The sequence below is a fragment of the Streptomyces sp. NPDC007095 genome, from assembly GCF_040634475.1.
GTDB lineage: Bacteria > Actinomycetota > Actinomycetes > Streptomycetales > Streptomycetaceae > Streptomyces.
The window spans coordinates 20,867-45,267 of record NZ_JBEYFS010000082.1; the positions used below are offsets into that span (position 1 = coordinate 20,867).

Here is a 24,401-nt window from a genome sequence, read left to right on the forward strand (position 1 = left end):
CGCGACGCGTAAAACAGTGTCGCACACGGTGTTGCGTGCCCCCAACGGGATTCGAACCCGTGCTACCGCCTTGAAAGGGCGGCGTCCTAGGCCGCTAGACGATGAGGGCTATCGGCCCGCCTGGGCGCTTCTCAGCGCGTCGGGGACGTGAGAAGCATATGGGATGGCGGGAGGTATCGCCAAAACGGTTTACGGGGTGGTCGTGGGGGTGGTCGGCGAGGGGGAGGAGGACTGGGGCGCGCCCGGTTGGTTCTCCTTCGGGAGGTGGCGGCTGACCTCGGCCGTCGTCAGGCCCAGGCCGCCCAGTTTGATCTCGTCCCAGGCCTGGAGACGGCGGGTGTCGCGGTCGACGTAGAGGACCGAGGCCTCGATGGGGTCCGGGTACTTGCCCTCGATCGCGCGCAGGCCGCTGCCGCCCGTCGAGCCCTCGACGCGCAGGCGGGTTCCGTACTTCATGACCTCCATCTGCTCGTGGTGGAGGTGACCGGCCAGGACGAGGGGCACCTCGCCGTCCGTCCCGCGGGCCGCCGACGGCTCGTGGGCGATGGCGATGTCGACGGGGGTGCCTGCCGTGCGCTGGTCGCGGAGGGCGGAGGCCAGGCGGGCGCCGGCCAGATCCTCCGCCGCGTCGCCGCCCGGGGCGACCGAGCGGTCGGGGGTGAACTGGGGGTCGCCGATGCCGGCGAAGCGCAGGCCCGCGACCGTGATCGCGCGGCCGTCGTCCAGGACGTGCACGTTCTTCAGGCGTTCCAGGTAGCGCTGGGTGACGAGGCTGTCGTGGTTGCCGCGCACCCAGATGTACGGCGCGCCCAGGTCGGGGATGGGGTCCAGGAAGCCGTTCTCGGCCGACGTTCCGTGGTCCATGGTGTCGCCGGAGTCGACGATCACATTGATCGAGTACTGCTTCACCAGCGACGCGATGATCTTCCAGCTCGCGGGGTTGAGGTGGATGTCGGAGACGTGCAGGACCCGGATGGTGGACGGGTCCGGCTCGTACGTCGGGAGCGTGGACGTGACGTCGTAGAGCTTCGTCACGTTCGTCACCAGGCGTGCCAACTCCTCCTGGTAGACGTTGAATTCGCTGACGATGCTGCGGGCGTTGCCGACGAGGGAGGGGGCGGAGGAGAGCAGTCCCGAGAACTTCGGTTCCAGCACCGAATTCGGGTTCCAGGTGGCGAAGGCCGTCGCACCCGAGGCGGTGAGCAGGGTGAGGGCAAGGCCACCGGCGGCCAGGGCGCGGCGAGGGCGGCGGTAGACCGCGAGGCCGAGGGCCGTGGCGCCCGACACGACCGCGACGCAGGACCGTACGGCCAGGTCGAGTGTGCCGTGCTCGACGTCGTGCGCGACCTCGTCCTGCAGGCCCGAGAGCCGCTCGGGGTGGTCGACCAGGGCCTGCGCGCGGACCGGGTCGAGCTGGTCGACGTTCACGTCGAGGCGGACCGGGGCGATGTGGCTGTTCAGCTCCAGGGCGCCGAGCGGGGAGACGTTGATCTTGGTGCCGCCGGTGACCGAGGGGCGCAGGGTCATCGTGGTGTTCATGGGGCCGACCGGGACGCGCACATTGCCCACGATCAGCAGGCCCAGCCAGGCGCCGAGGAGGACGACCGCCAGCAGGCCGAGCGCCCGGGTGTACGGGTTCGGCTGTTGGACGAGTTCCTCGGTGACGGGGCGGAAGCGGCGGGTGCGGCGGAGGTGGCGGGAGCGGAGGGTGTGGTGCTTGCGGGTCAGGGTGGTGGTGACGGCGGATATGGCGGTGGTGACGGCAGCGGGGACGCGGGCCATTGGTCCCGTATGCCCAAGTGCGGGGGTGGGTATGCGGGGCGTACGGGGTTGTCGTCGACTCTCCTGTGCGGCGGTCGTACCGGACAATGGCCGTGTGCTGGAGATGACGCGCGAGGAGTTCGAGGAACTGGTCGCCGAGGCGCTGGACCGGATTCCGCCGGAGCTGACGCGGTTGATGGACAACGTGGCGGTGTTCGTCGAGGACGAGCCCGATCCCGCCGATCCCGAGCTGCTCGGGCTCTACGAGGGAACTCCCCTGACCGATCGCGGGGAGTGGTACGCGGGGGTGCTGCCGGATCGGATCACGATCTACCGGGGGCCGACGCTGCGGATGTGCGAGACGCGGGAGGACGTGGTCGCGGAGACCGAGGTCACCGTGGTGCACGAGATCGCGCATCACTTCGGGATCGATGACGAACGGCTGCACGCGCTCGGCTACGGGTGAGCGAGCGGGGAGTGGGTGACGGGGGCTGACGCCCACGGGGGCTCGGGACGTGTGTCATGTTCCCGCGTGTCCTCTTGCGGGCGGCGGGAGTTGGGCAGGGGGACTCCCCGATCCATCCCCAGGCTCTCGGCCTCGCCGAGCAGGGGAGACCCCCTCCGGAGGTGGCTGCCCGTGCGCGCCTTGTACGTACCCGTCCGTCTGGCCGCCACGGTCATCGTCGTCGCGTCCGCCGCCGGCTGTATGAGCGTGGGTGACGACGCGGGCCGGCCCGGGCCCGCGCACTCGGCGGGGCGGCACGGCGGCCAGGCTTCCGGCGGGGGGTCCGCGGGGGGCGGGGGCGGTGGCGGGTTCCACGGGGGGACGGGTGCGAAGGGCGGTGCCTCCGCCAAGCCCGGTGAGTCGGCCTCCGGGTCGGCGTCCGCGTCCGCGTCGGTCTCCGGCGGTGCGAAGCCGTCCGCCAGGGCGACGGGCAAGGGGGACGGCAAGGGACAGCCGGAGCAGCCCCCGCCGTCGAACGGGGCGCCGAGTCCCACGCATGCCACGTCCGATCCGACTCCGCCGCCTCCTCCCCCGCCACCGCCCGCGACGTCGACGCCCGATCCGACCACGGCGGAGCCCTCGTCCTCGGCGCATGAGCAGACCACGCAGCTGGTGGTTCGGGAGCCGGCACCGCGGGCGGGCCAACCGGCGTGAGCGGGGCGGCGGGGAGGGGCGGAGCGCCGACTGGTGGAGAGGTGGCGGGAAAGTCGGCGGAGGGAGCGGGAATACGCTCGACCACCGCTGGTGTTGGAACCCCTGCCAGCAGACGTGAGACCTCCCCTATGTGCCTGACCTGCCCCTTTGGGGGTCAGTTTGCCTTCAGGGGTTGGGGGTGCGTATGGTGGTAGATCGTTTGATCCCATTTGCCCGGCGCCATTGCAGAGAGCGCCGCGTGTGGCGCGTACTCTCCCTTGCCGTGGCCGGACCGCATAGAGGCGGTCGATTGCGACTTCACGGAGTTTGGGCGCGTGCCGAAGAACTCCGGAAGGTTCGCATTTCGCATGTCTGTTTCCAGTACTGATCACGTCGTCGTGCCCGAGAACAACGAGAACGACAACAACGAGGGCATCCAGGCCGCCGTCGAGACCGTGGAGACGGTCGAGACCGTCGACGCCGCCCCCGAGATCACCTTCGACTCCCTCGGCCTCCCCGAGGGCGTCGTCCGCAAGCTCGCCCAGAACGGTGTGACCACTCCGTTCCCGATCCAGGCCGCGACCATCCCGGACGCCCTGGCCGGCAAGGACATCCTCGGCCGTGGCCGCACCGGCTCCGGCAAGACCCTCTCCTTCGGTCTGCCGACCCTGGCGCGACTCGCCGGCGGTCACACCGAGAAGAAGAAGCCGCGCGCCGTCATCCTCACGCCGACCCGTGAGCTGGCCATGCAGGTCGCCGACGCGCTGCAGCCCTACGGCGACGTCCTCGGCCTGAAGATGAAGGTCGTCTGCGGCGGTACGTCGATGGGCAACCAGATCTACGCCCTGGAGCGCGGCGTCGACGTCCTCGTCGCCACCCCGGGCCGTCTGCGCGACATCATCAACCGTGGCGCCTGCTCGCTGGAGAACGTCCAGGTGGCTGTTCTCGACGAGGCCGACCAGATGTCCGACCTGGGCTTCCTGCCCGAGGTCACCGAGCTGTTCGACCAGATCCCGGCCGGCGGCCAGCGGATGCTGTTCTCGGCCACGATGGAGAACGAGATCTCCACGCTGGTCAAGCGCTACCTGACCAACCCGGTCACGCACGAGGTCGACAGCGCCCAGGGCAACGTCACGACGATGTCCCACCACATCCTCATCGTGAAGCCCAAGGACAAGGCGCCGGTCACCGCCGCGATCGCCTCCCGCAAGGGCCGCACGATCATCTTCGTCCGCACTCAGCTGGGCGCCGACCGTATCGCCGAGCAGCTGCGCGACGCCGGTGTGAAGGCCGACGCGCTGCACGGCGGCATGACCCAGGGCGCGCGGACCCGGACGCTGGCCGACTTCAAGGACGGTTACGTCAACGCGCTCGTCGCGACCGACGTCGCCGCCCGCGGTATCCACGTCGACGGCATCGACCTGGTCCTGAACGTGGACCCGGCCGGTGACCACAAGGACTACCTGCACCGCTCCGGCCGTACGGCCCGCGCGGGCCGCAGCGGCACCGTGGTGTCCCTCTCCCTGCCGCACCAGCGCCGTCAGATCTTCCGGCTGATGGAGGACGCGGGCGTCGACGCCGCGCGTCACATCATCAACTCCGGTACGGCCTTCGAGCCCGAGGTCGCCGAGATCACCGGCGCCCGGTCGATGACCGAGGTCCAGGCCCAGTCGGCCGGCGACGCCGCGCAGCAGGCCGAGCGTGAGGTCTCGCAGCTCACCAAGGAGCTGGAGCGCGCGCAGCGTCGTGCGGTCGAGCTGCGTGGGGAGGCCGACCGTCTGGTGGCCCGTGCCGCGCGCGAGCGGGGCGAGGACCCGGAGGCGGCGGTCGTCGCAGCCGCGGAGGCCCTGGCGGAGCAGGCGGTGGCCGAGGCCCCGGCCGAGACGCCGGCCGTGTCCGAGCAGCCCGTCGCCGAGCGTTCGTCCTACGAGCCGCGTCAGCGCCGTGACGAGCGGGGCAACTACGAGCGTCGCGACAACGACCGCGGTGACCGTGGTGGTTCCGGCTTCCGTCGGGACAACGACCGTCGTGACGACCGTGGTGGCCGTTCGTTCGAGCGTCGTGACGACCGCGGTGGCTCTGGCTTCCGTCGGGACAACGACCGTCGTGACGACCGTGGTGGCCGTTCGTTCGAGCGTCGTGACGACCGTGGTGGTTCCGGCTTCCGTCGGGACAACGACCGTCGTGACGACCGTGGTGGCCGTTCGTTCGAGCGTCGTGACGACCGCGGTGGTTCCGGCTTCCGTCGGGACAACGACCGTCGTGACGACCGTGGCGGCTTCGACCGTGACCGTCGTGACGACCGTGGTGGTCGTTCGTTCGAGCGTCGTGACGACCGCGGTGGTTCCGGCTTCCGTCGGGACAACGACCGTGGTGCCGCCGGCCGTACCTTCGAGCGTCGCGACGACCGTGGCGGCCACCGTGGCAGCGACCGTCCCTTCAACCGCGACCGCCAGGACAACCGTCCCTCCAGCGGTTTCCGCGCCGGCAGCCACGACCGCCCGTACGGCCGTCGCGACGACCACCGCGGCACCGGCACCGGCACGGGTACCGGCACCGGTTCCTTCGGCCGCCGCGACGAGAAGCCGCGCTGGAAGCGCAACGGCTGATGTCCGCTGACGTCTGCTGACGTCCGCGACTGCTGACTGAACGCCGTGGCCCCCACCGATCCGGTGGGGGCCACGGCGTTTTCCGTGCCCGTGCCCGCGCCCCCGCACCATTCGAAACGACTTTCCCGAGACTTCGAACTCGCTGTACGATCAGCCGACTTCTGAGACGGATGCGACGGCCGGGGGGCCGGGGGCATCAAGAAGCGGTGCGCGTCCCGTCTCGTTCTTCGGGGAGGGTCTTCTTGACTCGTCATGCCTTCGTGCGCCTGCGTCTCGTCGCCGCCTCCGCGGTGCTGGCGGCCGGACTGAGCCCGTTGCTGCCGTCGCCGACGGCTGTCGCGGACGCGCCGCAGGAGACGGTGGTGCCGGCGACACTGCGCGACACCTACACCTCGGCCGAGCTCTACAGCGGGTCGTCGCCCAGCGGCCACGACGGCGCGGGGCAGCAGGGTGTATTCCACACGCTGGAGGGGTCCGGGCTGGTCTGGACGCGGTACGCGGACGGGACGTCCGTGCCCGTGACGCGGCCGACGGGGATCATGGGCGCCTGGGGGACCGGCGGCGATGTCCTCGCGTACCGCTACGAGGGGGACCGGGTCGACCTGTGGAACGCGGTCGACGGGACCACCCGTACCCTTCATGTGCCCTCGGGCCTGGGGCTGCTCACCGTGTACAGCGACCTGGCGGTCGCCTACCGAGGCGTGACGGACGAGAAGGGCACGACCTGGCGGGAGATGCACCTGCTGCTCCCCGAGGCCGACGGCACCACGCGTGACGTGCCGGTCAGCGGAGTGCCCGCGGGAGTGCACCTCGGGGCGCCCGTGGGCGGTGACGCCGACGGGCTGCTGTTCCAGGGCTCGAAGGACGGGCAGTACCTGTCGATCATGGTCGACCGGCGCACGGGGCAGGTGCGGGACTGGACTCCGCTGCGCTCCAAGGTCTACCTCAGGGCTCAGATCACCGCCGAGCACGTGGTCCTGTTCAACGTCGGCCAGACCGCCGTGCAGGTGTTCTCCCGCTCCGATCTGTCGGCGGCCCCGAAGGAGGTCACGCTGTCGGGCAGCGGCAGAGTGAACCCCGTGCAGGACCTCGCCGTGGTCGGCGACTGGCTGGTCCACCGCTCCGGCGGCAGTACGGTGGTGGTCGCCGAACCCATAACGGGCGGTCCCTCGGTCACCCTGATGCCCTCGTCGGGTGCCTACTTCTCCGCCGTCTCCGACGGCACCGCCGTCCTGATCGGCCGCACCACCGCCGACGACTGGGGTGTCCAGCGCATTCAGCCGGGTCCCGACGGCAGCCCGGTCGTCCGTCGGATCAAGGCGCTGTCCAAGCCGCCGCTGCCGATTCAGGGGCTGTCGCTGAACCAGGGACGGCTCGTCGTCGCCGACTACGCGAGCGGCGACGGCGCCCAGGGCGAGCGCACCAGCCGCATCCGGACCGTCACCGCGGCCGGGAGCCCCACGTTCGGCGACGCCTCCCGGTTCCTCGGCACGGACTACCTCATCGACAACTGTCCGGCCGGCGACGCCGGTTGCGCCGCCTTCCACGGCCTGGGCGACGGGCAGGTCGCCTGGGTGAACCGCGGCGGCACGGGAGGATCGGCGTCCGACCGGATCGAGGTCGGTGGGCAGGGCCCGTACGACGGCGACACCATCGACGTGCCCGCCGGCGGGCGGATCACCGACGCCTCGGGCCGCTACATCCTCTACACCACGGCCGGCCGGCAGTACGTGTACCGGGTGCGCTCCGCACCGAGCCCGTATCTCACCCGGGCCCCCGGCGCCGCCGCCCTCTCCGGCGACACCCTGTGGACCGCCGGGACGACGCCGGGCAGCGTCGTGCCGTACGACCTGACCACGAACAAGAGCGCCGCCCCGGTCACCACCGACGCCGGCTGCACCCCCACCGAACTCCAGGCGCTGGGCCGCTGGCTGTACTGGGCGTGCGACGGCCGGGCGGGCGTCTACGACCGCACGGCGGGCAGGTCCGTGCCCGTGCCGACGGACGAGGCGAAGCTCGGCGACGGGTACGTCGTCACACACGACAAGCAGGACGGGAAGCTGGTCCTCACGACGGTCGCGGCCGGCACGCCCGCGAGCCGGGTGATCGGCACCCTGGCGGACACCGGGGTCTCGCAGCGGGACGTTCGCTGGACGGTCGACGAGTCCGGCGCGAACGCCGCCTATGTCGATGCCCAGGAGCGCGTGCACCTCGTCCCGTCCGGTGTGCCGCAGCAGCCGCTGCGCCCGCTGGAGGATGCGCAGACCGCGCGGGAGGTCTACGCGGACGAGAAGCATCCGGATCTGGTCTCCCTCACGAGCGTGCTGCTGTCGAAGCCCGCCGCGAGCTGGAAACTGACCGTGCGCGACAAGGCGACCGGCAAGGTCGTCGGCACCCAGGACGGCGGCGCGGTGCGCGGCGAGCTGAAGGTCGGCTGGCACGGCGCCACCAGCACCGGGTACCTGCCCAACGGCTGGTACGACTGGACGCTCTCGGTCGTGCCCGCGGACGGCGTCGGCGCGCCGCTGGAGGTGCGCAGCACGGTCCAGCTCCTGCGCGGCAGCGCGGTGCGCCACGACTACGTCGGCGGCCCCGTGGTGGAGTACCCGGACGGCACCGGCGACCTGCTCACCCTCACCTCCTCGGGCACGCTGACGTTCCAGCAGGGCACGGGCAAGGGCACGTTCTCCAAGAAGGTCAGCGGCAGCGGCTGGCCGGCCGGCATCACGGCGGTGCCCTTCGGCGATCTGAACAAGGACCGCTGCAACGACGTCCTGGTGCGCCTCGCGAGCGGGGCCCTGCGCCTGTACAAGCCGGCCTGCCACACCGCGCTGAAGCCGTCGACGCCGTACACGACGCTCGCGTCCGGCGGCTGGAACCAGTACGACGTCCTGACCTCGCCCGGCGACGTGACGAAGGACGGTCTGCCGGACCTGATCGCCCGCAACGCCGCGACCGGCACGGTGTACCTCTACAAGGGCACGAGCACGGGCAAGCTGTCCGCGCGCGTGAAGCTGTACGCCAACTGGAAGACGTACAAGAAGGTCGTCGGCGTCGGTGACCTCAACGGCGACGGCATCGGTGACCTGCTCGCCCAGGACAAGACCAACACCCTGTACCGCTACTACGGCACCGGCAAGGGGTCGTTCGGCGGGCGGACGAAGGTGTTCGCGGGCTGGGGCGGGTCGTACAACGTCGTCGTCGGCGCCGGGGACATCACGGGCGACGGCAAGGCGGATCTGGTCGCGCGGGACACCGCGGGCAATCTGTACCGTCAGAACGGCACCGGCAAGGGGTCGTTCGCGGCACGGGTGAAGATCGGGAGCGGCTGGCAGGGCTACAAGGGCCTTTTCTAGCCAACCCGACGTCTTGATCGGTGCATGTCGATCCCCCGGCGAGGGAATCGCTGGGGGCATGACAGATGACGCCAAGGCGAGTGGGCTGTCGGACGAAGAACGGCTTGCCCAGCTCGGCTACACGCAGGTTCTCGCCCGCCGTATGTCGGCGTTCTCCAACTACGCGGTCTCGTTCACGATCATCTCGGTTCTCTCGGGGTGCCTGACGCTGTATCTGTTCGGCATGAACACCGGCGGCCCCGCCGTGATCACGTGGGGGTGGGTCGCGGTCGGACTGATGACGCTGTTCGTCGGGCTGTCGATGGCCGAGATCTGTTCGGCCTATCCGACCTCGGCGGGGCTGTACTTCTGGGCCCACCGTCTGGCGCCCGCGAGGTCGGCCGCCGCCTGGGCCTGGTTCACGGGGTGGTTCAACGTCCTCGGGCAGGTCGCGGTGACCGCCGGGATCGACTTCGGCGCGGCGTCCTTCCTGGGCGCGTATCTGAACCTGCAGTTCGGCTTCACGATCACGCCGGGCCGTACGATCCTGCTCTTCGCCGGGATCCTCGTCCTGCACGGGCTGCTGAACACCTTCGGGGTCCGGATCGTCGCCCTCCTCAACGACATCAGCGTGTGGTGGCACGTGCTGGGTGTCGGGGTGATCGTGGGCGCGCTGGCCTTCGTACCGGACCACCATCAGTCGGCGTCCTTCGTGTTCACGCACTTCGTGAACAACACGGGCTGGGGCAGCGGCGTGTACGTCGTCCTCGTCGGCCTGCTGATGGCGCAGTACACCTTCACCGGGTACGACGCCTCCGCCCATATGACCGAGGAGACGCACGACGCGTCGACGGCGGGCCCCAAGGGCATCGTGCAGTCGATCTGGACCTCGTGGATAGCCGGGTTCGTGCTGCTGCTGGGCTTCACCTTCGCCATCCAGTCGTACGACAAGGAGCTGGGCTCGGCGACGGGCGCGCCGCCGGCGCAGATCCTGCTCGACGCGCTGGGGGCGACGGCGGGCAAGCTCCTGCTCCTGGTCGTGATCGGCGCGCAGCTCTTCTGCGGGATGGCGTCCGTCACCGCCAACAGCCGCATGATCTACGCGTTTTCGCGGGACGGCGCGCTGCCGTTCTCGAACGTCTGGCACACCGTGAGCCCGCGCACGCGCACGCCGGTCGCGGCGGTGTGGCTGGCGGCACTGGGCGCGCTCGTGCTGGGGCTGCCGTACCTGATCAATGTGACGGCGTACGCGGCCGTGACGTCGATCGCAGTGATCGGGCTCTACATCGCGTACATCATCCCGACGCTGCTGCGGCTGCGCAAGGGGGTGGCGTTCGAGCGGGGGCCGTGGCACCTGGGCCGCTGGTCGAGCGCCATCGGCGTGGTCTCGGTCGCCTGGGTCGTCGTGATCACGGTCCTGTTCATGCTGCCGCAGGTCTCGCCGGTCACCTGGGAGACCTTCAACTACGCCCCGGTCGCGGTCCTCGTCGTCCTCGGCTTCGCCGCGACCTGGTGGCTGGCCTCGGCCCGCCACTGGTTCCTCAACCCCGACCACGCCCGCACGGTCGCCCGCGTGGCGGCGCGCAAGGACGCGCCCGAACCGGTTGATCCATAGGGCTGTTCGCTGTTGGCGTGGCCGGGACGCCGATACCCGATCGGAGTCCTGGCCTCGTCCGGCTATGCTCGGGGATGCATCGGCACGGGATCGGTCCGGGCCGGCGTGTGGACCCTTAGCTCAATTGGCAGAGCAGTGGACTTTTAATCCATTGGTTGTGGGTTCGAGTCCCACAGGGTCTACCGAAAAGCCCCAGGTCAGAGGGAATCTGACCTGGGGCTTCGGTGTGTTCGGGGAGCGTGGGGCCCGATGGCTCCGGCGCTACTTCGACCCCGCCGAGTACCGGACTCAGCCCGCCGTGAGTTCCGGCAGGGGGAGCGTGTGCTGGGTCTGGAGGACCTTGGCGCGCAGGTAGCGCACGTTGTGGGCGGTGGTGAAGACGCCCGTCGGGACGCGGTGGGAGACCGTGACGCCGAGGTCGCGCAGCTGCTCGGCCTTGTCGGGGTTGTTGGAGAGCAGGTCCAGGTCGTCGATGCCGAGGGCCTGGAGCATCTGGGCCGCCGCCGTGTAGTCGCGGCCGTCCTCGGGCAGGCCGAGCGCGGCGTTGGCGGCGTACGTGTCGAGGCCCTGGTCCTGGAGGGCGTACGCGTCGAGCTTGTTGTAGAGGCCGATGCCGCGGCCCTCCTGACGGAGGTACAGGAGCACTCCGCCGCGCTCCGCGATCTGCTCCACCGCCTCGCGCAGCTGCGGGCCGCAGTCGCAGCGGGCCGAGCCGAAGACGTCACCGGTCAGGCATTCGGAGTGGAGCCGCACCAGCGGGGTCGCGCCGGGCTCGCCGAGCACGACGGCGAGGTGCTCCTTGTCGTCGGCGAGGCCGTGGAAGGTGACCAACTCCGCGTCGACCGAGTAGCCGTCGCCGAAGCGCAGGGGCACAGTGACGCGGGTGCGCACCGTGGCGGTGGGGAAATCGCGCATGTTGTCTCTCCGGTCCAGCGGGTGTGGTGCGAGTTGTGCCGGTGGTGCTTCAGTTTTGAAGCACTGCCTCGGAGACAGACAGTACACGGTGCTTTAAAGTTCAAGCAACGGCTTCGGTCGATTCTGTGTCGTACGGCTCACGAAGAGTGCTGTCGTACGGCCCGCGAGGAACGGCGTCGCCGACTCAGGAAGAACGCCGCCGCCATGGCAGATCTTCCCCGCAGGCCCCGGGGTTCTCCCCCTGGATGCCGCGGGTGATGGCCCCGCAGATCTCCTCCAGTTGTCCCACCTGCTCCGGGGTCAGCCGGTCGAAGACCGCCCTCATGACCTGCTCCGCGTGACCCGGCGCCGCCCGCTCCAGAACGGCCATGCCCTCGTCCGTGAGGACCGCGACCTGGGTGCGCTTGTCGCTGTGGCAGCCCTCCCGGCGCACCAGGCCGTCGTTGGCCAGCCGGGTCACGCCGTACGTCAGCCGACTGCGGGTGATCTTCAGGATCTCGGCGAGATCGGTCATCCGCAGCCGCCGGTCCGGTGCCTCGGACAGCATGGCCAGGATGGAGTAGTAAAGGTGGGGCATGCCGGTCTCGGCCTGGAGTTGCCGGTCGATCGTGTCCTCCAGGAGCGAGGTGGCGGCGTTGTACGCGCGCCAGGCACGCTGCTCGGCGGGGGAGAGCCAGCGGGTCGTCATGCCGCCAGTCTAGGTATTGTTTAAAACTTGAACCACTAGGAGCCCTGCGCTCGGAGCTGGAGAGTGCGCCCCATGCCCCACCCCTATGTCCTGTTGTCCGCCGCCGTCTCCCTCGACGGCTTCCTGGACGACACCGGCCCCGAACGCCTGCTGCTCTCGGGCCCGGCCGACTTCGACCGGGTCGACGAGGTGCGGGCGTCCAGCGACGCGATCCTGATCGGCGCCGGCACCATCCGCGCGGACAACCCCCGGCTGCTGGTCAACTCTGCCGAGCGCCGGGCGGCGCGGATCGCCGCAGGACGCCCGGAGTACCCGCTGAAGGTCACCGTCAGCGGCTCCGGCGACCTCGACCCGGACGCCCAGTTCTGGCACACGGGCGGCGAGAAGGCCGTCTACACGACGGACAAGGGTGCCGAACGCGCCACCGACGCCCTGCGCGGACTGGACGTCGACGTGGTCCCGACCGGCGCCGAGCTGGACTGGCGCGTCGTGCTCGAACACCTCCACGACGTACGCGGGGTGCGGCGGCTCATGGTCGAGGGCGGCGGGCGCGTGCACACCCAGCTGATGGCACAGGGGCTGGCGGACGAGCTGCAGCTCGCCGTCGCGCCGCTCTTCGTGGGGGAGCCGGACGCGCCACGGCTGTTCGGACCCGGGGGATATCCGCCGGGCCGGATGCTGCTGGTGGAGACACGGCCGGTCGGGGACGTCGTCCTCATCCGCTACGTCCCCACCGCACCCGGGGCGGGCGCTCTCGCCTCCGCCGCGGACCGGCACTGGCTGGGCGTCGCCTGCGAGCTGGCGGCGCTGTGCCCGCCCTCGGAGACGGCGTTCAGTGTGGGGGCGGTGGTGGTGGCGGCCGACGGCACCGAGCTGGCGCGCGGGCACTCGCGGGAGGGCGACGACTCCGTCGTGCACGCCGAGGAGGCGGCGCTCGCGAAGATCGATGCCGCGGATCCGCGGCTGCGCTCCGCCACCGTGTACAGCAGCCTGGAACCCTGTGCGCGGCGGGCGTCCCGGCCCGCGCCCTGTGCGCGGCTGATCCTCGACGCGGGTGTACGGCGGGTGGTCACCGCGTGGCGCGAGCCCGACACGTTCGTGACGGGGGCCGACGGGAACGGTCTGCTCGTGGCCGCGGGGGCGGATGTCGTCGTACTGCCGGAGTTCGAGGAGCGGGCCGTGGCGCCCAATCGGCACCTTCTCGCGGCCGGGTAGGGGCGGCCTCGCGGGCGTCCGCGAAAAGCCTGGTGAATCGGGCCCCGCGGATGGCGTACACTAATTTCAACGACGCGGGGTGGAGCAGCTCGGTAGCTCGCTGGGCTCATAACCCAGAGGTCGCAGGTTCAAATCCTGTCCCCGCTACTGAAGGCCAAGGGCCGGAACTCGGAAACGAGTTCCGGCCCTTGGTTTTTTCCCGTGTGCCGTCCCCGGTTTCTTGCCGCCCGGCTTTCCCGTGTGCCGTCCCGCCCCGGGTTTCCCTGCCGACGCGACTTTCTGTAGTCTTCCGCTCACTATGAGTCGTACTCGGTGGCTGGTCCGGCGCGCGCCGGCGCTCGCGCTGCTGCTCGCCGCGTGCGCGCTGTTCCTCGGGGTCTGTCACGGCGGTCATGACTTCGTGCCGGACGGCGGGACCGTCGTCGCCCCGGCCGGGCACCACCACGGGCGCGGCGGAGCGGGTGGCGTCCGGTGGTCGGGCTCGGACTGACGCGTCCCCCGGTCGGCCCCTCACCACTCGCCCCCCGCCCCCGCGCCGGGAAGCCTGGACGGGTGGGGCAGCAGCGAGGAGGCGCGCGGCGGGCCGAGGAGCCGAACGACGAGCCGTACGACCGGTCCGGTGGGCGATTGCCCGGGGGTCCCATGCCCGATCCGGGGCCGGGAGGCGAGTCGGTGCCCTGTCCGGTCGAGCCGGTGCCCTGCCCGGTCGAGTCGGTGCCCCGCCCGGTCGAGGCGGACCGGAGCCGGATCTCCTGCGCGCGCAACCTCGTCCGGGTGCTGCCCGCGCTGCTCATCCTGGTCGGCGCGTTCTACGACTACTTCACCCCGATGGCCTTCACCGCGGGCCCCCTCCTCACGGCCGCGCCGCTCGTGGCCGCCTCACTCTTCTCGCTGCGCGGCACCGTGCTCACCGGCATCGCGGCGCTCGTCGCGGTGCTCACGATCCACATCCGGCTCGGCATCGTCTTCAAGGTGGACGCGCTCACGGAGGTCGCCACCGTGGCGACCGTCGGCGTGCTGGCCGTGCTCATCAACATCCTCGTCCGTCGCACCGACGAACGACTCGCCTCGGCCCACCAGATCGCCGAGGCGGCCCAGCGTGCCGTCCTGCCGGAACCCGACCGGTGGATCGGCGGCCTCGACGTCGCGGCGCGCTACGAGGCCGCGCAGGCGGGCGCGTTCATCGGCGGCGACCTGTACGCGGTGCAGGACTCCCCGCACGGCGTACGGCTGGCGGTGGGCGACGTACGCGGGAAGGGCATGGAAGCGGTGGCCGCCGTCGCGGTGCTCATCGGGGCGTTCCGGGAGGCGGCCGAGCAGGAGGCCACGCCGGAGGCGGTCGCGCAGCGGCTGGAGCGGGCGCTGGCCCGCGAGGGCACCCGGCGCAAGGGCCTCGACGCCTTCGAGGGGTTCACCACCGCCGTCCTCGCGGAGATCACGCATGAGGGCGGCCTCGTACGGATCGTCAACCGCGGCCACCCGCCGCCGCTGCTCCTGCACGCGGACGGAACGCTGGTCATGCTCGCCGCCGCGAACCCCGCACTGCCGCTCGGCATGGGCGAGTTGGGCGGCTGGCCGGACCGTGCGCAGGTGGCGGAGTTCCCGCACGGGGCCACGCTCCTCTTCCACACGGACGGACTGTCCGAGGCCCGCGACGCGCAGGGGCGCTTCTACGATCCGGCCGCGCGCCTGGCCGGACGGACCTTCCCCGGCCCCGACGTCCTGCTGGCCACGCTCTCGGAGGAGGTCCGGCGGCACACGGGCGGCGCACTGACGGACGACATGGCACTGCTCGCCGTACGGCGGCCGTAGTCACGGGAAGGGACGTTCTTGATCGTTGTCACGAGGGGTGATCGGTCGATGTCCCTCCGCATAACGACTGACACACCGTCAAATAACTGCCGGGTAGGAGGGTGCGGTCAACTCGCCCGATTTCCGCCGCTCATGGTCGGTAAGTCCTGGCCAAAAGTGGTTAACGATCAGTACGAACAGCTTGGAATCCGGTACCCGTGTCTATTAACGTTCGATAACGCAGCGCGGTCGTCCCAGCCGTCACAAGAGTCGGCTCCGTGCGCACGCGCCGAATCCCGCAAGGGAACCGGGGAACCACCAACTTGGGGTGAATCGAGCGTCTTTCACGGTGGAGACACCGTGGGTTGACGCGCGTAGGAGACCTTCCTGCTCCGAACCCGTCAGCTAACCCGGTAGGCGAGAAGGAAGGAAAGGAGCACGCCCACGTGGCGTCCAACCGGCCTGCCCAGCCCACTTCGTTCCCGCCGAACGACACCCAGACTTTTGGCTACGCCTACGGCAAGGACGAGGGCCCCTGGGAGGAGTGGAACCCCACCGAGGATTCCATCCGTCCCCTCCGCGGCCGGCACCGCGTCTCCAAGCAGCGCGGCGGGGGACTCGCCCGCAGCTCCACGGTCCTGGGCGTCGGCGTCATCGCCGCCGTCGGCGCGGGCGGCATGGCCACCGCGGCGCCCGGCAAGCCGCCGGTGTCCATCTCGCTGCCCGACCTCTCCTCGGTCACCCAGTCCGCCAAGGCGCTGATATCCGACGGCGGTTCCAGCACGCCGAAGGGCTCCGCCACCCCGCTCACCAGCGCCGGTGTGACCAGCGCCGACGCCGCGCAGGGCAACAAGGACGCGGGCGAGGCACTGCGCGCCCGCATCATCCTGCAGGCCGAGTCGCAGCAGGACCAGGTCGACAAGGCGGCCCAGGCCGCCGCCGAGTCCGCCGCGACGAAGAAGGCGGTCGCGCTGGCCGCCAAGCAGAAGGACGACGCCGAGGCCAAGGTCGCCGCCGCCAAGAAGAAGGCGGACGAGGACGCCAAGCAGAAGGCCGAGGCCGCGCGCCTCGCCGAGCTCGCCAAGAGCTACTCGCTGCCCACCTCCTCGTACACCCTGACCTCCCGGTTCGGTGACGCCGGTTCCATGTGGTCCTCCGGGTACCACACCGGCCTCGACTTCGCGGCCCCCACCGGCACGCTGATCAAGGCCATCCACAGCGGCACGATCACGGAGGCGGGCTGGGCCGGCTCGTACGGCTACCGCACCATCCTCACCCTCGACGACGGCACGGAGCTGTGGTTCTGCCACCAGTCGTCCATCAGCGTCAGCGTGGGGCAGAAGGTGGCCACCGGCGACGTCATCGGGCGCGTGGGCGCGACCGGCAACGTGACCGGGCCGCATCTGCACCTGGAGGTTCACCCGGGCGGCGGCAGCGCGATCGACCCGATGGCGTGGCTGCAGAGCAAGGGCCTGAACCCCTGATCGTTCCCGGGGGCCGTGTGCGGAATACGGCAGTCCGCTACGGCTGTTGAAATGGGGCATGACTTCTCTCCGCAAGCTCGGCTCCTCCGACCTGGAGGTCTTCCCGCTCTCCCTCGGTGGCAACGTCTTCGGCTGGACAGCCGACGAGGCGCAGTCCTTCGCCGTGCTCGACGCGTACACGGCAGGGGGCGGCAACTTCGTCGACACCGCCGACGGCTACTCCGCGTGGATCGCCGGCCACACGGGCGGTGAGTCGGAGACGATCATCGGCAAGTGGTTCGCCGCGCGCGGCAACCGCTCCGATGTGGTCCTCGCCACCAAGGTCAGCACCCACCCCGAGTACAAAGGCCTGTCCGCGACGAACATCAGGGCCGCCGCGGACGCCTCGCTGCGCCGCCTCGGCACGGACTACATCGACCTCTACTACACCCACTTCGACGACACCTCGGTGCCGGTCGAGGAGATCATCGGCGCGCTGGACGAACTGGTCCGGGCCGGCAAGGTCCGGGAGATCGCCGCCTCCAACATCTCCGCCGAGCGGCTCGCGGAGTCCGTGGAGTTCTCCGACCGCGAGGGCCTCGCGCGTTACGTCGCCCTCCAGCCCCACTACAACCTCGTCTCGCGCGACACCTACGAGGGCCCGCTCCAGGAGGTCGCCTCCCGGACCGGCCTGGCCGCCGTCCCCTACTACGCGCTCGCCTCCGGCTTCCTCACCGGCAAGTACCGCCCGGGTACGACGGTCGACTCGGCGCGGGCCGGGGGCGCCGGCAAGCACCTCGGCACCGAGCGCGGCATCCGCGTCCTGGCCGCCCTCGACGAGGTCGCCGGGGCCCATGGCGCCGAGGTCGCCACGGTCGCTCTCGCCTGGCTCGCCGCCCGGCCGACGGTCGCGGCGCCCATCGCCTCCGCCCGGACGGTCGAGCAGCTGCCGGCCCTGCTGGCGGTCGCGGACCTGACCCTGACGGACGCGGAACTGGCCAGGCTGACGGAAGCGTCCGCCTGAGGTCTACGACTGGTAGGGGTTGTACGCGGGGTACGGCGTCGCCGGGGCGGGATACGGCGTCGTCGCACCGGTGAGGTACGGGGGCACGCCGGCGGGGTTCGCCTGGCCCGGCACCGGGGCGTAGCCGTACCCGGGCCACGGCGGCGGTACCTGAGGCGGCACGGGTACGGCCGGGGCCGACGTGCGGGCCGCGTACGCGAGGGAGGGGCGGGCGACCTCCCGGCGGCGCCACAGCTCGTTCAGCAACTCCCGCTCCCGTACGACGAAGTCGGCGTTCGCGCGGCCACTGCGCCCCCGGTGCCGCAGAAACGCCAGCGAGGTCGCGTAGGCCTCGTACTGCGCGACCGAGCGCGCCGCCGCCTTGCCGAAGTGGTGGGCGGCGTACTCGCGGGCCAGCCGCCGCGCCCGCATCGAGCCGAGCACGTACGGCTCGGGCGGGGTGAGCCACCCGGCCGCCGCGTACGCCGGAAGTTCGGTCCGTACGGTCTTCAGCTCCCGCTGACGCGTCCAGATGACGAGGAAGGTGAGCAGACCGAACGCGGGCACCATGAAAGCCCCGTAGACCGCGTAGAAGCCGTACTCCCCGAAGTTCGACGAGCCGTTCCACGTGGAGTGCATGCCCATCGCGAGCAGCAGTCCGGTCAGGGGCAGCAGGACGCGGCGCACGTGCTGGCGCTCGGCGGACAGGGCCGCGATGCCGAAGCCGATGCCGGTGAGCACGGTGAACAGGGGGTGCGCGAAGGGCGACATCACGACGCGGACGAAGAAGGTCGCGGCGGTGACGGAGGCCAGACCGCGGTCACCGTTGAGCTGGTCCGTGCCGAAGGCGGTGCCGAGATAGAGGATGTTCTCGGTGAAGGCGAAGCCGGTGGCGGTGACTCCGGCTATGACGACCCCGTCGACGATCCCCGTGAAGTCCCGGCGGCGGAAGAGGAACACCAGGAGCACGGCGGTGGCTTTCGCGGACTCCTCCACGATCGGCGCTATGACGGTCGCGCCGAGGGTGTCGGCGCTGGTCGGGTCGGCGGTGGCGGTCGCTATCCATTTGGTCGCGAAACTGTTGGCGACGATCGCTATCAGCGCCGCCGCGCAGGCGCCCCACGCGAAGGCGAAGAGCAGGTTGCGCCAGGGGCCGGGCTCCACCCGGTCAAGCCAGCGGAATGCGGCGACGAGGAGCGGCACGGGCAGCACGGCGAGGCCGAGCCCGACCAGGAAACCCTCGGTGCCGGTCTGCTGGCGGACCAGGGCCAGGATGACGAGGCCGGAGAGCGCGAGCAGGGTGATCAGCGCGCCGTAGCGCACCCACTTCCGCTGCCACCAGTGCGCGTGCCGCAGCGCACCGTCGGCCGGCCCACCGGTGGGACCGCCGGGATACGTCGGGTACGGGGGAAAGGTGGCCACGGCATTGACCCTAACGAGGGAGGGGCGCTGCCCGCGACGGCGCCTGGTGGTGTTCGTCCGCGGGTCTTCAGTCGCCGGATGTGTCCTGGTCTCGGTGCTGTACGCGCCGGAACAGGAGGTCGTTCACCACATGACCCTTCTCCAGTCCCTGACCCTCGAAACGGGTCAGCGGCCGGAAGTCCGGACGAGGCGCGTAACCGCCGTCCGGCTGGGTGTTCTCGAAGTCCGGGTGTGCGCTCAGCACTTCCAGCATCTGCTCGGCGTACGGCTCCCAGTCGGTCGCGCAGTGCACGAGGGCGCCGGGCCTGAGGCGGGTCGCGGCGAGGCTGAGGAACTCCGGCTGGATCAGCCGCCGCTTGTGGTGCCGCTTCTTGGGCCATGGATCGGGAAAGTACACGCGCAGCCCGCTCAGGGAATCCGGCGTGAGCATCTCCCTGAGCAGAATGATCGCGTCGCCGTTGCCGACGCGGACATTGGTGAGCCCGTTCTGGTCCGCGAGATTGAGCAGGTTGCCCTGCCCCGGCGTGTGCACGTCGACGGCCAGGATCCCCGTCTTCGGGTCCTCCGCCGCCATCCGCGCGGTGGCCTCGCCCATCCCGAACCCGATCTCCAGCACGACGGGCCGCTCGCCCCCGAACAACTCGGAGAGGTCGATCACCCGCTGCCCGTCGATGTCGAGCCCCCACTTGGGCCACATCCGCTGCAGCGCGTCCGCCTGGCCCGTGGTGACCCGGCTGCGCCGCGGCTGGAAGCTCCGGATGCGCCGCTCGAAGTGCGATCCGGCGGGGTCGGCCTTCGGACCATCGGGGAACCGGGGCTCCCCCTTGGCCCGGGCACGCCGATAGGGCTCACCTCCGGCGACGGAGCTGGACCGGGGCTCTTCGGGGGAGTCAATGGAGTCAGACACAGTGAAGCGATTTTACGGCGCCCCGGGAGCAGCCTCCTGCCCCCTCACCCCCGCCAAGGGCGCGAGCTCTGTCACGCCGGCCGACCGGGGCTTTCAGGGGCGCGGGGAACCGCGCGACCAGCCCCCACCGGCCCGCGGACGAAGAAGCCACCGGCCCGGCCCGTCACCCCGTCACGTCCCCGCCAGCACCCCCAGCGCCCTGCGCGCGACCTCACGCCCGACAGGGAGCGACGCCGTGGCGGCGGGCGACGGTGCGTTCAGGACGTGTACGGTCCGCGGGCCCTCCTCGATGAGGAAGTCGTCCACCAGGGTGCCGTCCCTCAGGACGGCCTGGGCCCGGACACCGGCCGAGGCCGGGATCAGGTCGTCCGGCGTCACCGCCGGCAGCAGCCGTCGCACCGCGCCGGTGAACGCCGCCTTGGACACCGACCGCCGCAGCTCCCCCGCCCCGTACCGCCAGTGCCGCCGCGCCATCCGCCAGGAACCGGGCCACGCCACGGCCGCACCCACCTCACGGGGTCGGACGATCCCCCACCCGTACCCCTCCCGGGCGAGCGCGGGCACCGCGTTGGGCCCGATGTGGACGTCTCCGTCGATCCCTCGGGTGAGATGCACGCCGAGGAAGGGGAAGGCGGGGTCGGGGACCGGGTAGACCAGGCCGTGGACCAGCTCGGGACGCGCCAGGGAGTAGTACTCGCCGCGGAAGGGGATGATCCGCATGCCGGGTTCGTCCCCGGCCAGGCGCGCGATCTCGTCGCAGTGCAGCCCGGCGCAGTTGACCAGCACCCGTCCCCGCACGATCGCTCCGTCCGCCGTACGGACGGCGACACCGAGTGCGGGCCGGCGGTCGATGCGGACGACCTGCGCCCCGTACCGGATCTCCGCCCCGGAGGACTCGGCGAGCTGCCGGGCCACGGCGACGAAGTCGCACACTCCCGTCGTGCCGACGTGGATCGCGGCGAGCCCGCGCACCTGCGGCTCGTACTCCGCTATCTGGGCGGGGCCCAGCTCCCGCACCGGAATCCCGTTCTCCCGGCCGCGCTGCACGAGCCCGTGCAGACGGGGCAGCTCCGCCTTCTCCGTGGCGACGATCAGCTTTCCGGTGACGGCGTGCGCGATGTCGTACTCCGCGCAGAACTTCACCATCTCGGCGGCGCCCCGCACGGCGTACCGCGCCTTCAGCGAGCCGGGCCGGTAGTAGATCCCGCTGTGGATCACCCCGCTGTTGCGCCCCGTCTGATGACGGGCGGGGCCCCGCTCCTTCTCCAGCACCGTCACCCGCGTGCCCGGCGCGGCGCGCGTGATCGCATACGCCGTCGCCAGGCCGACGATCCCGCCGCCGATCACCAGCACATCGCAGTCGTAAGCGACCCGCACCTGTTCCACCTCCCGGCTTCAAGAGTGCACTGCGCCACTGACAACGCGCTCAAACCCGCGAAGCGCCGGAAGCAGTTCCCCGAGCCCCGCAGGGGCGCGGGGAACTGCGCGCCCAGCCACGAACGACCCGCAGCCGAACCACCCGCGGTCGTACCGGTCCTCCAGCGGAGCGACTACGCCGGGGCCATCAGCAGCGGCCGTGCCCGCTCCCTCAGCTCCACCACACGCGGTTCGTCGCCGTAGGGCTCCAGACGGTGCAGAAGGTCCTTCACGTACTCCGTCGTGCGCGCGGAGGAAATCCGCCCGGCGACCTCCACCGCCCGTACGCCCTGCTCGCATGCCGCGTCGAGATTGCCCGACTCGAGCTCGGCGACCGCCGACACCACCAGTCGCAGGCCGTGGGAGCGTACGAACTCCTCCGTCGGCTTCGACAGCGCCTGCTCGGTGAAGCGGCGCACCTGGCGCGGTGCCTTCAGGTCGCGGTAGCACTCGGCCGCGTCGGCCGCGAAACGGTCGTACGAGTAGAAGCCGAGCCAGCTCGGGTCGTGGTCGCCGTCCCGGGCCCGCTCCAGCCAGCCCTCGGCGGCCTTCAGGGCCCCGCCGGCCGCCTGGGCGTCACCCGCGCGCGCGTGGGCGCGTGCCTCGACGAGGCGGAAGAAGCTCATGGTGCGGGCGGTGGCGAGTCCCCGGTTGCGCTCCAGGGCGGCCTGGGCGAGGTCGACGCCCTCGTCGCCGAAGCCGCGGTAGGTCGCCTGGAGGGACATGGAGGCCAGCACGTAGCCTCCCAGGGGGACGTCGGCGGCGGCTCGGGCCAGGCGCAGGGCCTGGATGTAGTAGCGCTGGGCGGCCTCCTGCTGGCCCGTGTCGAAGGCCATCCAGCCCGCCAGGCGGGTCAGCTCGGCACTCGCCCCGAAGAGGGCTCTGCCCACTTCGTCGGAGTAGGCGCCGAGCAGCAGCGGTGCCGCCTCGACCCGCAGACATTCCGGCACCATCGACGAACGCCAGTCGCCACCTCCGTACTTGGAGTCCCAGCGCCTGGCGTCCTCTGCTGCCTCGCGGAGCTTCTGCACATCGCTGTGGCCGACTTTCAGTGGTGCTCCGGAGCCCTCGGAAGGGTTCACGTCCCGCGCCACCGAACTGTCGGCCGGGGTTATCAGCCACCGTGAGGCGGGAGTCGCGTAAGCGCTCACTGCGAAGGATCCCGCCAGGGACTGCCAGATGCCGCCGCTGCCGGCCCGGCGGCCGGCGAGGTCGAGGCGGTACAGCTCGGTGGCCGACCGCACCGCCTGCCCGACGTCACGGGGGAAGGCGAGGCCCACTTCGGGCGCGGGATCCGCGTCCGCCAGGCCGATCTCGTGGAGCGGCACCGGGCGGCCGAGCTTCTGACCGATGGCGGCCGCGATGAGATGCGGCGCCGCACCCTGCGGCACCATTCCCTTCGACACCCAGCGCGCCACCGACGTCTTGTCGTAGCGAAGAGTCAACCCGCGTTGAGCGCCAAGATCGTTGACGCGCCGCGCGAGTCCTGCGTTGCTGATTCCCGCGAGGGCGAGAACGGCGCCGAGTTTTTCGTTCGGCCCGCGTTGCTCCCTGGACATGCGCCACCCCTCGACACAGACGGCTGCCGCGCTGGCATAACCATGCGGCATTCGTAAACCCAGCGTAGTTCGCCGCATCCCAGGCGTTAAGGGGCGTTGTTTGGGATGGCGGGATTGTGGTCCGTACGGAAGTACGGACGGTTGCATCGTGCTCCCGCTGTGTGGCTGTGCGCCCGTCCGTGCGCTCTTCTCCGGCCACCGGGGGAGCGCTTCCATGGATCACGCGTGGGTCGGCCCGCTGTACTGGATCCAGTGGGCTGGGGGACACCGCCGCCTACATCCCCGCGGGCGGCGGACCGGTCCGGGAGGCGAACTACGCCTCCCGGACTGTGCGTTGTCGGTGCGGTGTGCAGGTCCTGCACGGAGCGTGCGCGCGCCTGTCCGCCCGCAGCCGATTTGGCCGAAAATCGACGGTGGCCTTTGCGGGCAAATAGCGCTCCTACCACGCCACTTGAGGGCGCATGAGGTGCTTTCGGGGAGCGTATCGGGGGCGCATTCGCGTCGCCGATCCACCCCCGCCCACTCGTCGTTCCCAGTGAATCTCTCGTGATCGCCTTGCTTCGGGTGGGTGTTCGCATCTGCTTCGGATCGGCTTTGCAGCGGCCTCCCAACGGCGCGAACGTATTCGCGGGGGCGCATTCCAGGGGGCGCAAGCCGCCGCAGGGGCCCTCCCGTTCGCGGTCTTCGTGGCAGCATGGAGCCGAGTTCGTACGGTGCACTGGTTGTCCACAGCCTGTGGAGGCGTCGATGCGGTGGTTGGTGGGGTGGAGCAGTACCGCCGCCAGAGCGCCCGAGATCGGCTTGGCGGGCGCCACCGGAAGCGACGGCGAGACCGTGCACCCGGTGGGCTCCCAACTCCTGTGGGGCGACCCCGATCCGCTCTGGGCGGTCGGCGACTGGCGCCCCGACGAGGTCCGCGTCATCAAGGCCGACGCGCAGAACCGGATCGCCGTCCTCGGCACCTGCGGGGCGAGCGACGAAGAACTCAAGGTCGGCCTCTTCGCCGCGCGCGGCGGCGCACTGCGCCACCTCACCGCCTGGTCCGGCAGCTACACCGCCGTCGTCCAGGTCGGCCGCCGCACCACCGTCGCGGGCGACCTCGCGGGCGCGCGGCCCGTCTTTCACACTCCCTGGGCGGGCGGTACGGCCTACGCGACCGCCGCCCTGCCGCTGGCCGACCTCATCGAGGCCAACCTCGACTTCGGGCACCTGGCGGCCCTGCTCGCCGCCCCCGACGTACCGGCCGCGGTCCACGACTCGACCCCGTACGACGGCGTACGACGCATTCCGCCGGGGCACGCGCTGATCCTGCGCGCGGGGGCCCGAGAGGTCGCCGGTTACGAGCCCGTCGCCTCCCTCGCCGTCGCCGCGCCCACCGCGGACCCCGACAGCGCGGTGGACGGCGTCCGGGACGCCCTCGTGGAGGCGGTACGCGCGCGCCTCGCCGCTCCCCGGCACGTACCCGGGACCGACATCGACCCCCGGCCCGTAACCCGGAAGGGGCCCGCGGAGCGGCGCGCCGCGCGCCGGATTCCCCTAACGGGACACGATGCCGACCACAACG

17 protein-coding genes, 3 tRNA genes, 1 pseudogene and 1 riboswitch are annotated in these 24,401 nt (G+C 71.1%); of the genes and pseudogenes, 13 read left to right on the top strand and 8 right to left on the bottom strand.

The features are described from left to right. Positions 1-36: 36 nt before the first annotated feature. Together ABZ656_RS26720 and ABZ656_RS26725 are read right to left on the bottom strand one after the other, a co-directional pair. Positions 37-109 (bottom strand) — tRNA-Glu (locus ABZ656_RS26720). Between the two features lie 80 nt (positions 110-189). Further along, the gene (locus ABZ656_RS26725; protein WP_101404207.1) at positions 190-1,782 is read right to left on the bottom strand and encodes a metallophosphoesterase; all 1,593 of its coding nucleotides are present in this window, start codon (positions 1,780-1,782) and stop codon (positions 190-192) included. A 94-nt stretch (positions 1,783-1,876) separates the two neighbouring features. Between ABZ656_RS26725 and ABZ656_RS26730 the strand changes: the two genes are divergently transcribed. The 6 genes from ABZ656_RS26730 to ABZ656_RS26755 all read left to right on the top strand — a co-directional run bounded on the left by ABZ656_RS26730 (position 1,877) and on the right by ABZ656_RS26755 (position 10,640). Further along, on the top strand, positions 1,877-2,227 hold the full coding sequence (locus ABZ656_RS26730) for a metallopeptidase family protein (protein WP_067377126.1): 351 nt from the start codon (positions 1,877-1,879) through the stop codon (positions 2,225-2,227). Positions 2,228-2,398: 171 nt separating this feature from the next. Next, positions 2,399-2,920, top strand: a complete 522-nt coding sequence (locus ABZ656_RS26735) for a hypothetical protein (protein WP_101404209.1) — start codon at positions 2,399-2,401, stop codon at positions 2,918-2,920. Positions 2,921-3,267: 347 nt separating this feature from the next. Further along, positions 3,268-5,508, top strand: a complete 2,241-nt coding sequence (locus ABZ656_RS26740) for a DEAD/DEAH box helicase (RefSeq protein ID WP_360270989.1) — start codon at positions 3,268-3,270, stop codon at positions 5,506-5,508. 242 nt (positions 5,509-5,750) lie between these two features. Next, positions 5,751-8,864, top strand: coding sequence for a VCBS repeat-containing protein (locus tag ABZ656_RS26745; RefSeq protein WP_360270991.1), 3,114 nt, complete (start codon positions 5,751-5,753; stop codon positions 8,862-8,864). Positions 8,865-8,922: 58 nt separating this feature from the next. Next, positions 8,923-10,458: an amino acid permease gene (locus tag ABZ656_RS26750; RefSeq protein ID WP_360270993.1), complete on the top strand. Its 1,536-nt coding sequence runs from the start codon at positions 8,923-8,925 to the stop codon at positions 10,456-10,458. Between the two features lie 109 nt (positions 10,459-10,567). Next, positions 10,568-10,640, top strand: a tRNA-Lys gene (locus tag ABZ656_RS26755). Between the two features lie 106 nt (positions 10,641-10,746). Here ABZ656_RS26755 and ribA read toward each other — a convergent pair. Together ribA and ABZ656_RS26765 are read right to left on the bottom strand one after the other, a co-directional pair. Further along, on the bottom strand, positions 10,747-11,373 hold the full coding sequence (ribA, locus tag ABZ656_RS26760) for a GTP cyclohydrolase II (protein ID WP_101404213.1): 627 nt from the start codon (positions 11,371-11,373) through the stop codon (positions 10,747-10,749). A gap of 184 nt (positions 11,374-11,557) precedes the next feature. Beyond that, positions 11,558-12,061 carry a MarR family transcriptional regulator gene (locus tag ABZ656_RS26765; RefSeq protein WP_101404214.1) on the bottom strand — a complete coding sequence of 168 codons (504 nt, stop codon included), beginning with the start codon at positions 12,059-12,061 and terminating at the stop codon, positions 11,558-11,560. Positions 12,062-12,133: 72 nt separating this feature from the next. Between ABZ656_RS26765 and ABZ656_RS26770 the strand changes: the two genes are divergently transcribed. The 6 genes from ABZ656_RS26770 to ABZ656_RS26795 all read left to right on the top strand — a co-directional run bounded on the left by ABZ656_RS26770 (position 12,134) and on the right by ABZ656_RS26795 (position 17,554). After that, positions 12,134-13,276, top strand: a complete 1,143-nt coding sequence (locus ABZ656_RS26770) for a dihydrofolate reductase family protein (protein ID WP_360270996.1) — start codon at positions 12,134-12,136, stop codon at positions 13,274-13,276. A 73-nt stretch (positions 13,277-13,349) separates the two neighbouring features. After that, positions 13,350-13,423 (top strand) — tRNA-Met (locus ABZ656_RS26775). A 151-nt stretch (positions 13,424-13,574) separates the two neighbouring features. Next, entirely contained in the window at positions 13,575-13,766 is a 192-nt protein-coding gene (locus tag ABZ656_RS26780) for a hypothetical protein (protein WP_129592257.1), read from the top strand. Positions 13,767-13,918: 152 nt separating this feature from the next. Then, positions 13,919-15,088: a PP2C family protein-serine/threonine phosphatase gene (locus tag ABZ656_RS26785; RefSeq protein WP_360271005.1), complete on the top strand. Its 1,170-nt coding sequence runs from the start codon at positions 13,919-13,921 to the stop codon at positions 15,086-15,088. A gap of 256 nt (positions 15,089-15,344) precedes the next feature. After that, positions 15,345-15,502, top strand: a riboswitch (cyclic di-AMP (ydaO/yuaA leader). 11 nt (positions 15,503-15,513) lie between these two features. After that, positions 15,514-16,551: a M23 family metallopeptidase gene (locus tag ABZ656_RS26790; RefSeq protein ID WP_360270998.1), complete on the top strand. Its 1,038-nt coding sequence runs from the start codon at positions 15,514-15,516 to the stop codon at positions 16,549-16,551. A 58-nt stretch (positions 16,552-16,609) separates the two neighbouring features. After that, entirely contained in the window at positions 16,610-17,554 is a 945-nt protein-coding gene (locus ABZ656_RS26795) for an aldo/keto reductase (protein ID WP_101404218.1), read from the top strand. A 3-nt stretch (positions 17,555-17,557) separates the two neighbouring features. Here the strand turns inward: ABZ656_RS26795 and ABZ656_RS26800 are convergent, their stop codons facing one another. The 4 genes from ABZ656_RS26800 to ABZ656_RS26815 form a co-directional block, all read right to left on the bottom strand. After that, the gene (locus tag ABZ656_RS26800; protein ID WP_101404219.1) at positions 17,558-18,955 is read right to left on the bottom strand and encodes a PrsW family intramembrane metalloprotease; all 1,398 of its coding nucleotides are present in this window, start codon (positions 18,953-18,955) and stop codon (positions 17,558-17,560) included. 67 nt (positions 18,956-19,022) lie between these two features. Then, positions 19,023-19,862, bottom strand: coding sequence for a tRNA (guanosine(46)-N7)-methyltransferase TrmB (gene trmB, locus ABZ656_RS26805; protein ID WP_360271001.1), 840 nt, complete (start codon positions 19,860-19,862; stop codon positions 19,023-19,025). A 171-nt stretch (positions 19,863-20,033) separates the two neighbouring features. Next, the gene (lhgO, locus tag ABZ656_RS26810) at positions 20,034-21,248 is read right to left on the bottom strand and encodes an L-2-hydroxyglutarate oxidase (RefSeq protein ID WP_360271003.1); all 1,215 of its coding nucleotides are present in this window, start codon (positions 21,246-21,248) and stop codon (positions 20,034-20,036) included. Between the two features lie 164 nt (positions 21,249-21,412). After that, positions 21,413-22,837 (bottom strand): MFS transporter, encoded by a 1,425-nt coding sequence (locus ABZ656_RS26815; RefSeq protein ID WP_099921857.1) that lies wholly within the window; start codon positions 22,835-22,837, stop codon positions 21,413-21,415. Between the two features lie 747 nt (positions 22,838-23,584). On the opposite strand from ABZ656_RS26815, the pseudogene ABZ656_RS26820 reads away from it, so the two are divergent. Continuing rightward, a pseudogene (locus ABZ656_RS26820) lies at positions 23,585-24,401 on the top strand (asparagine synthase); the annotation flags it as partial.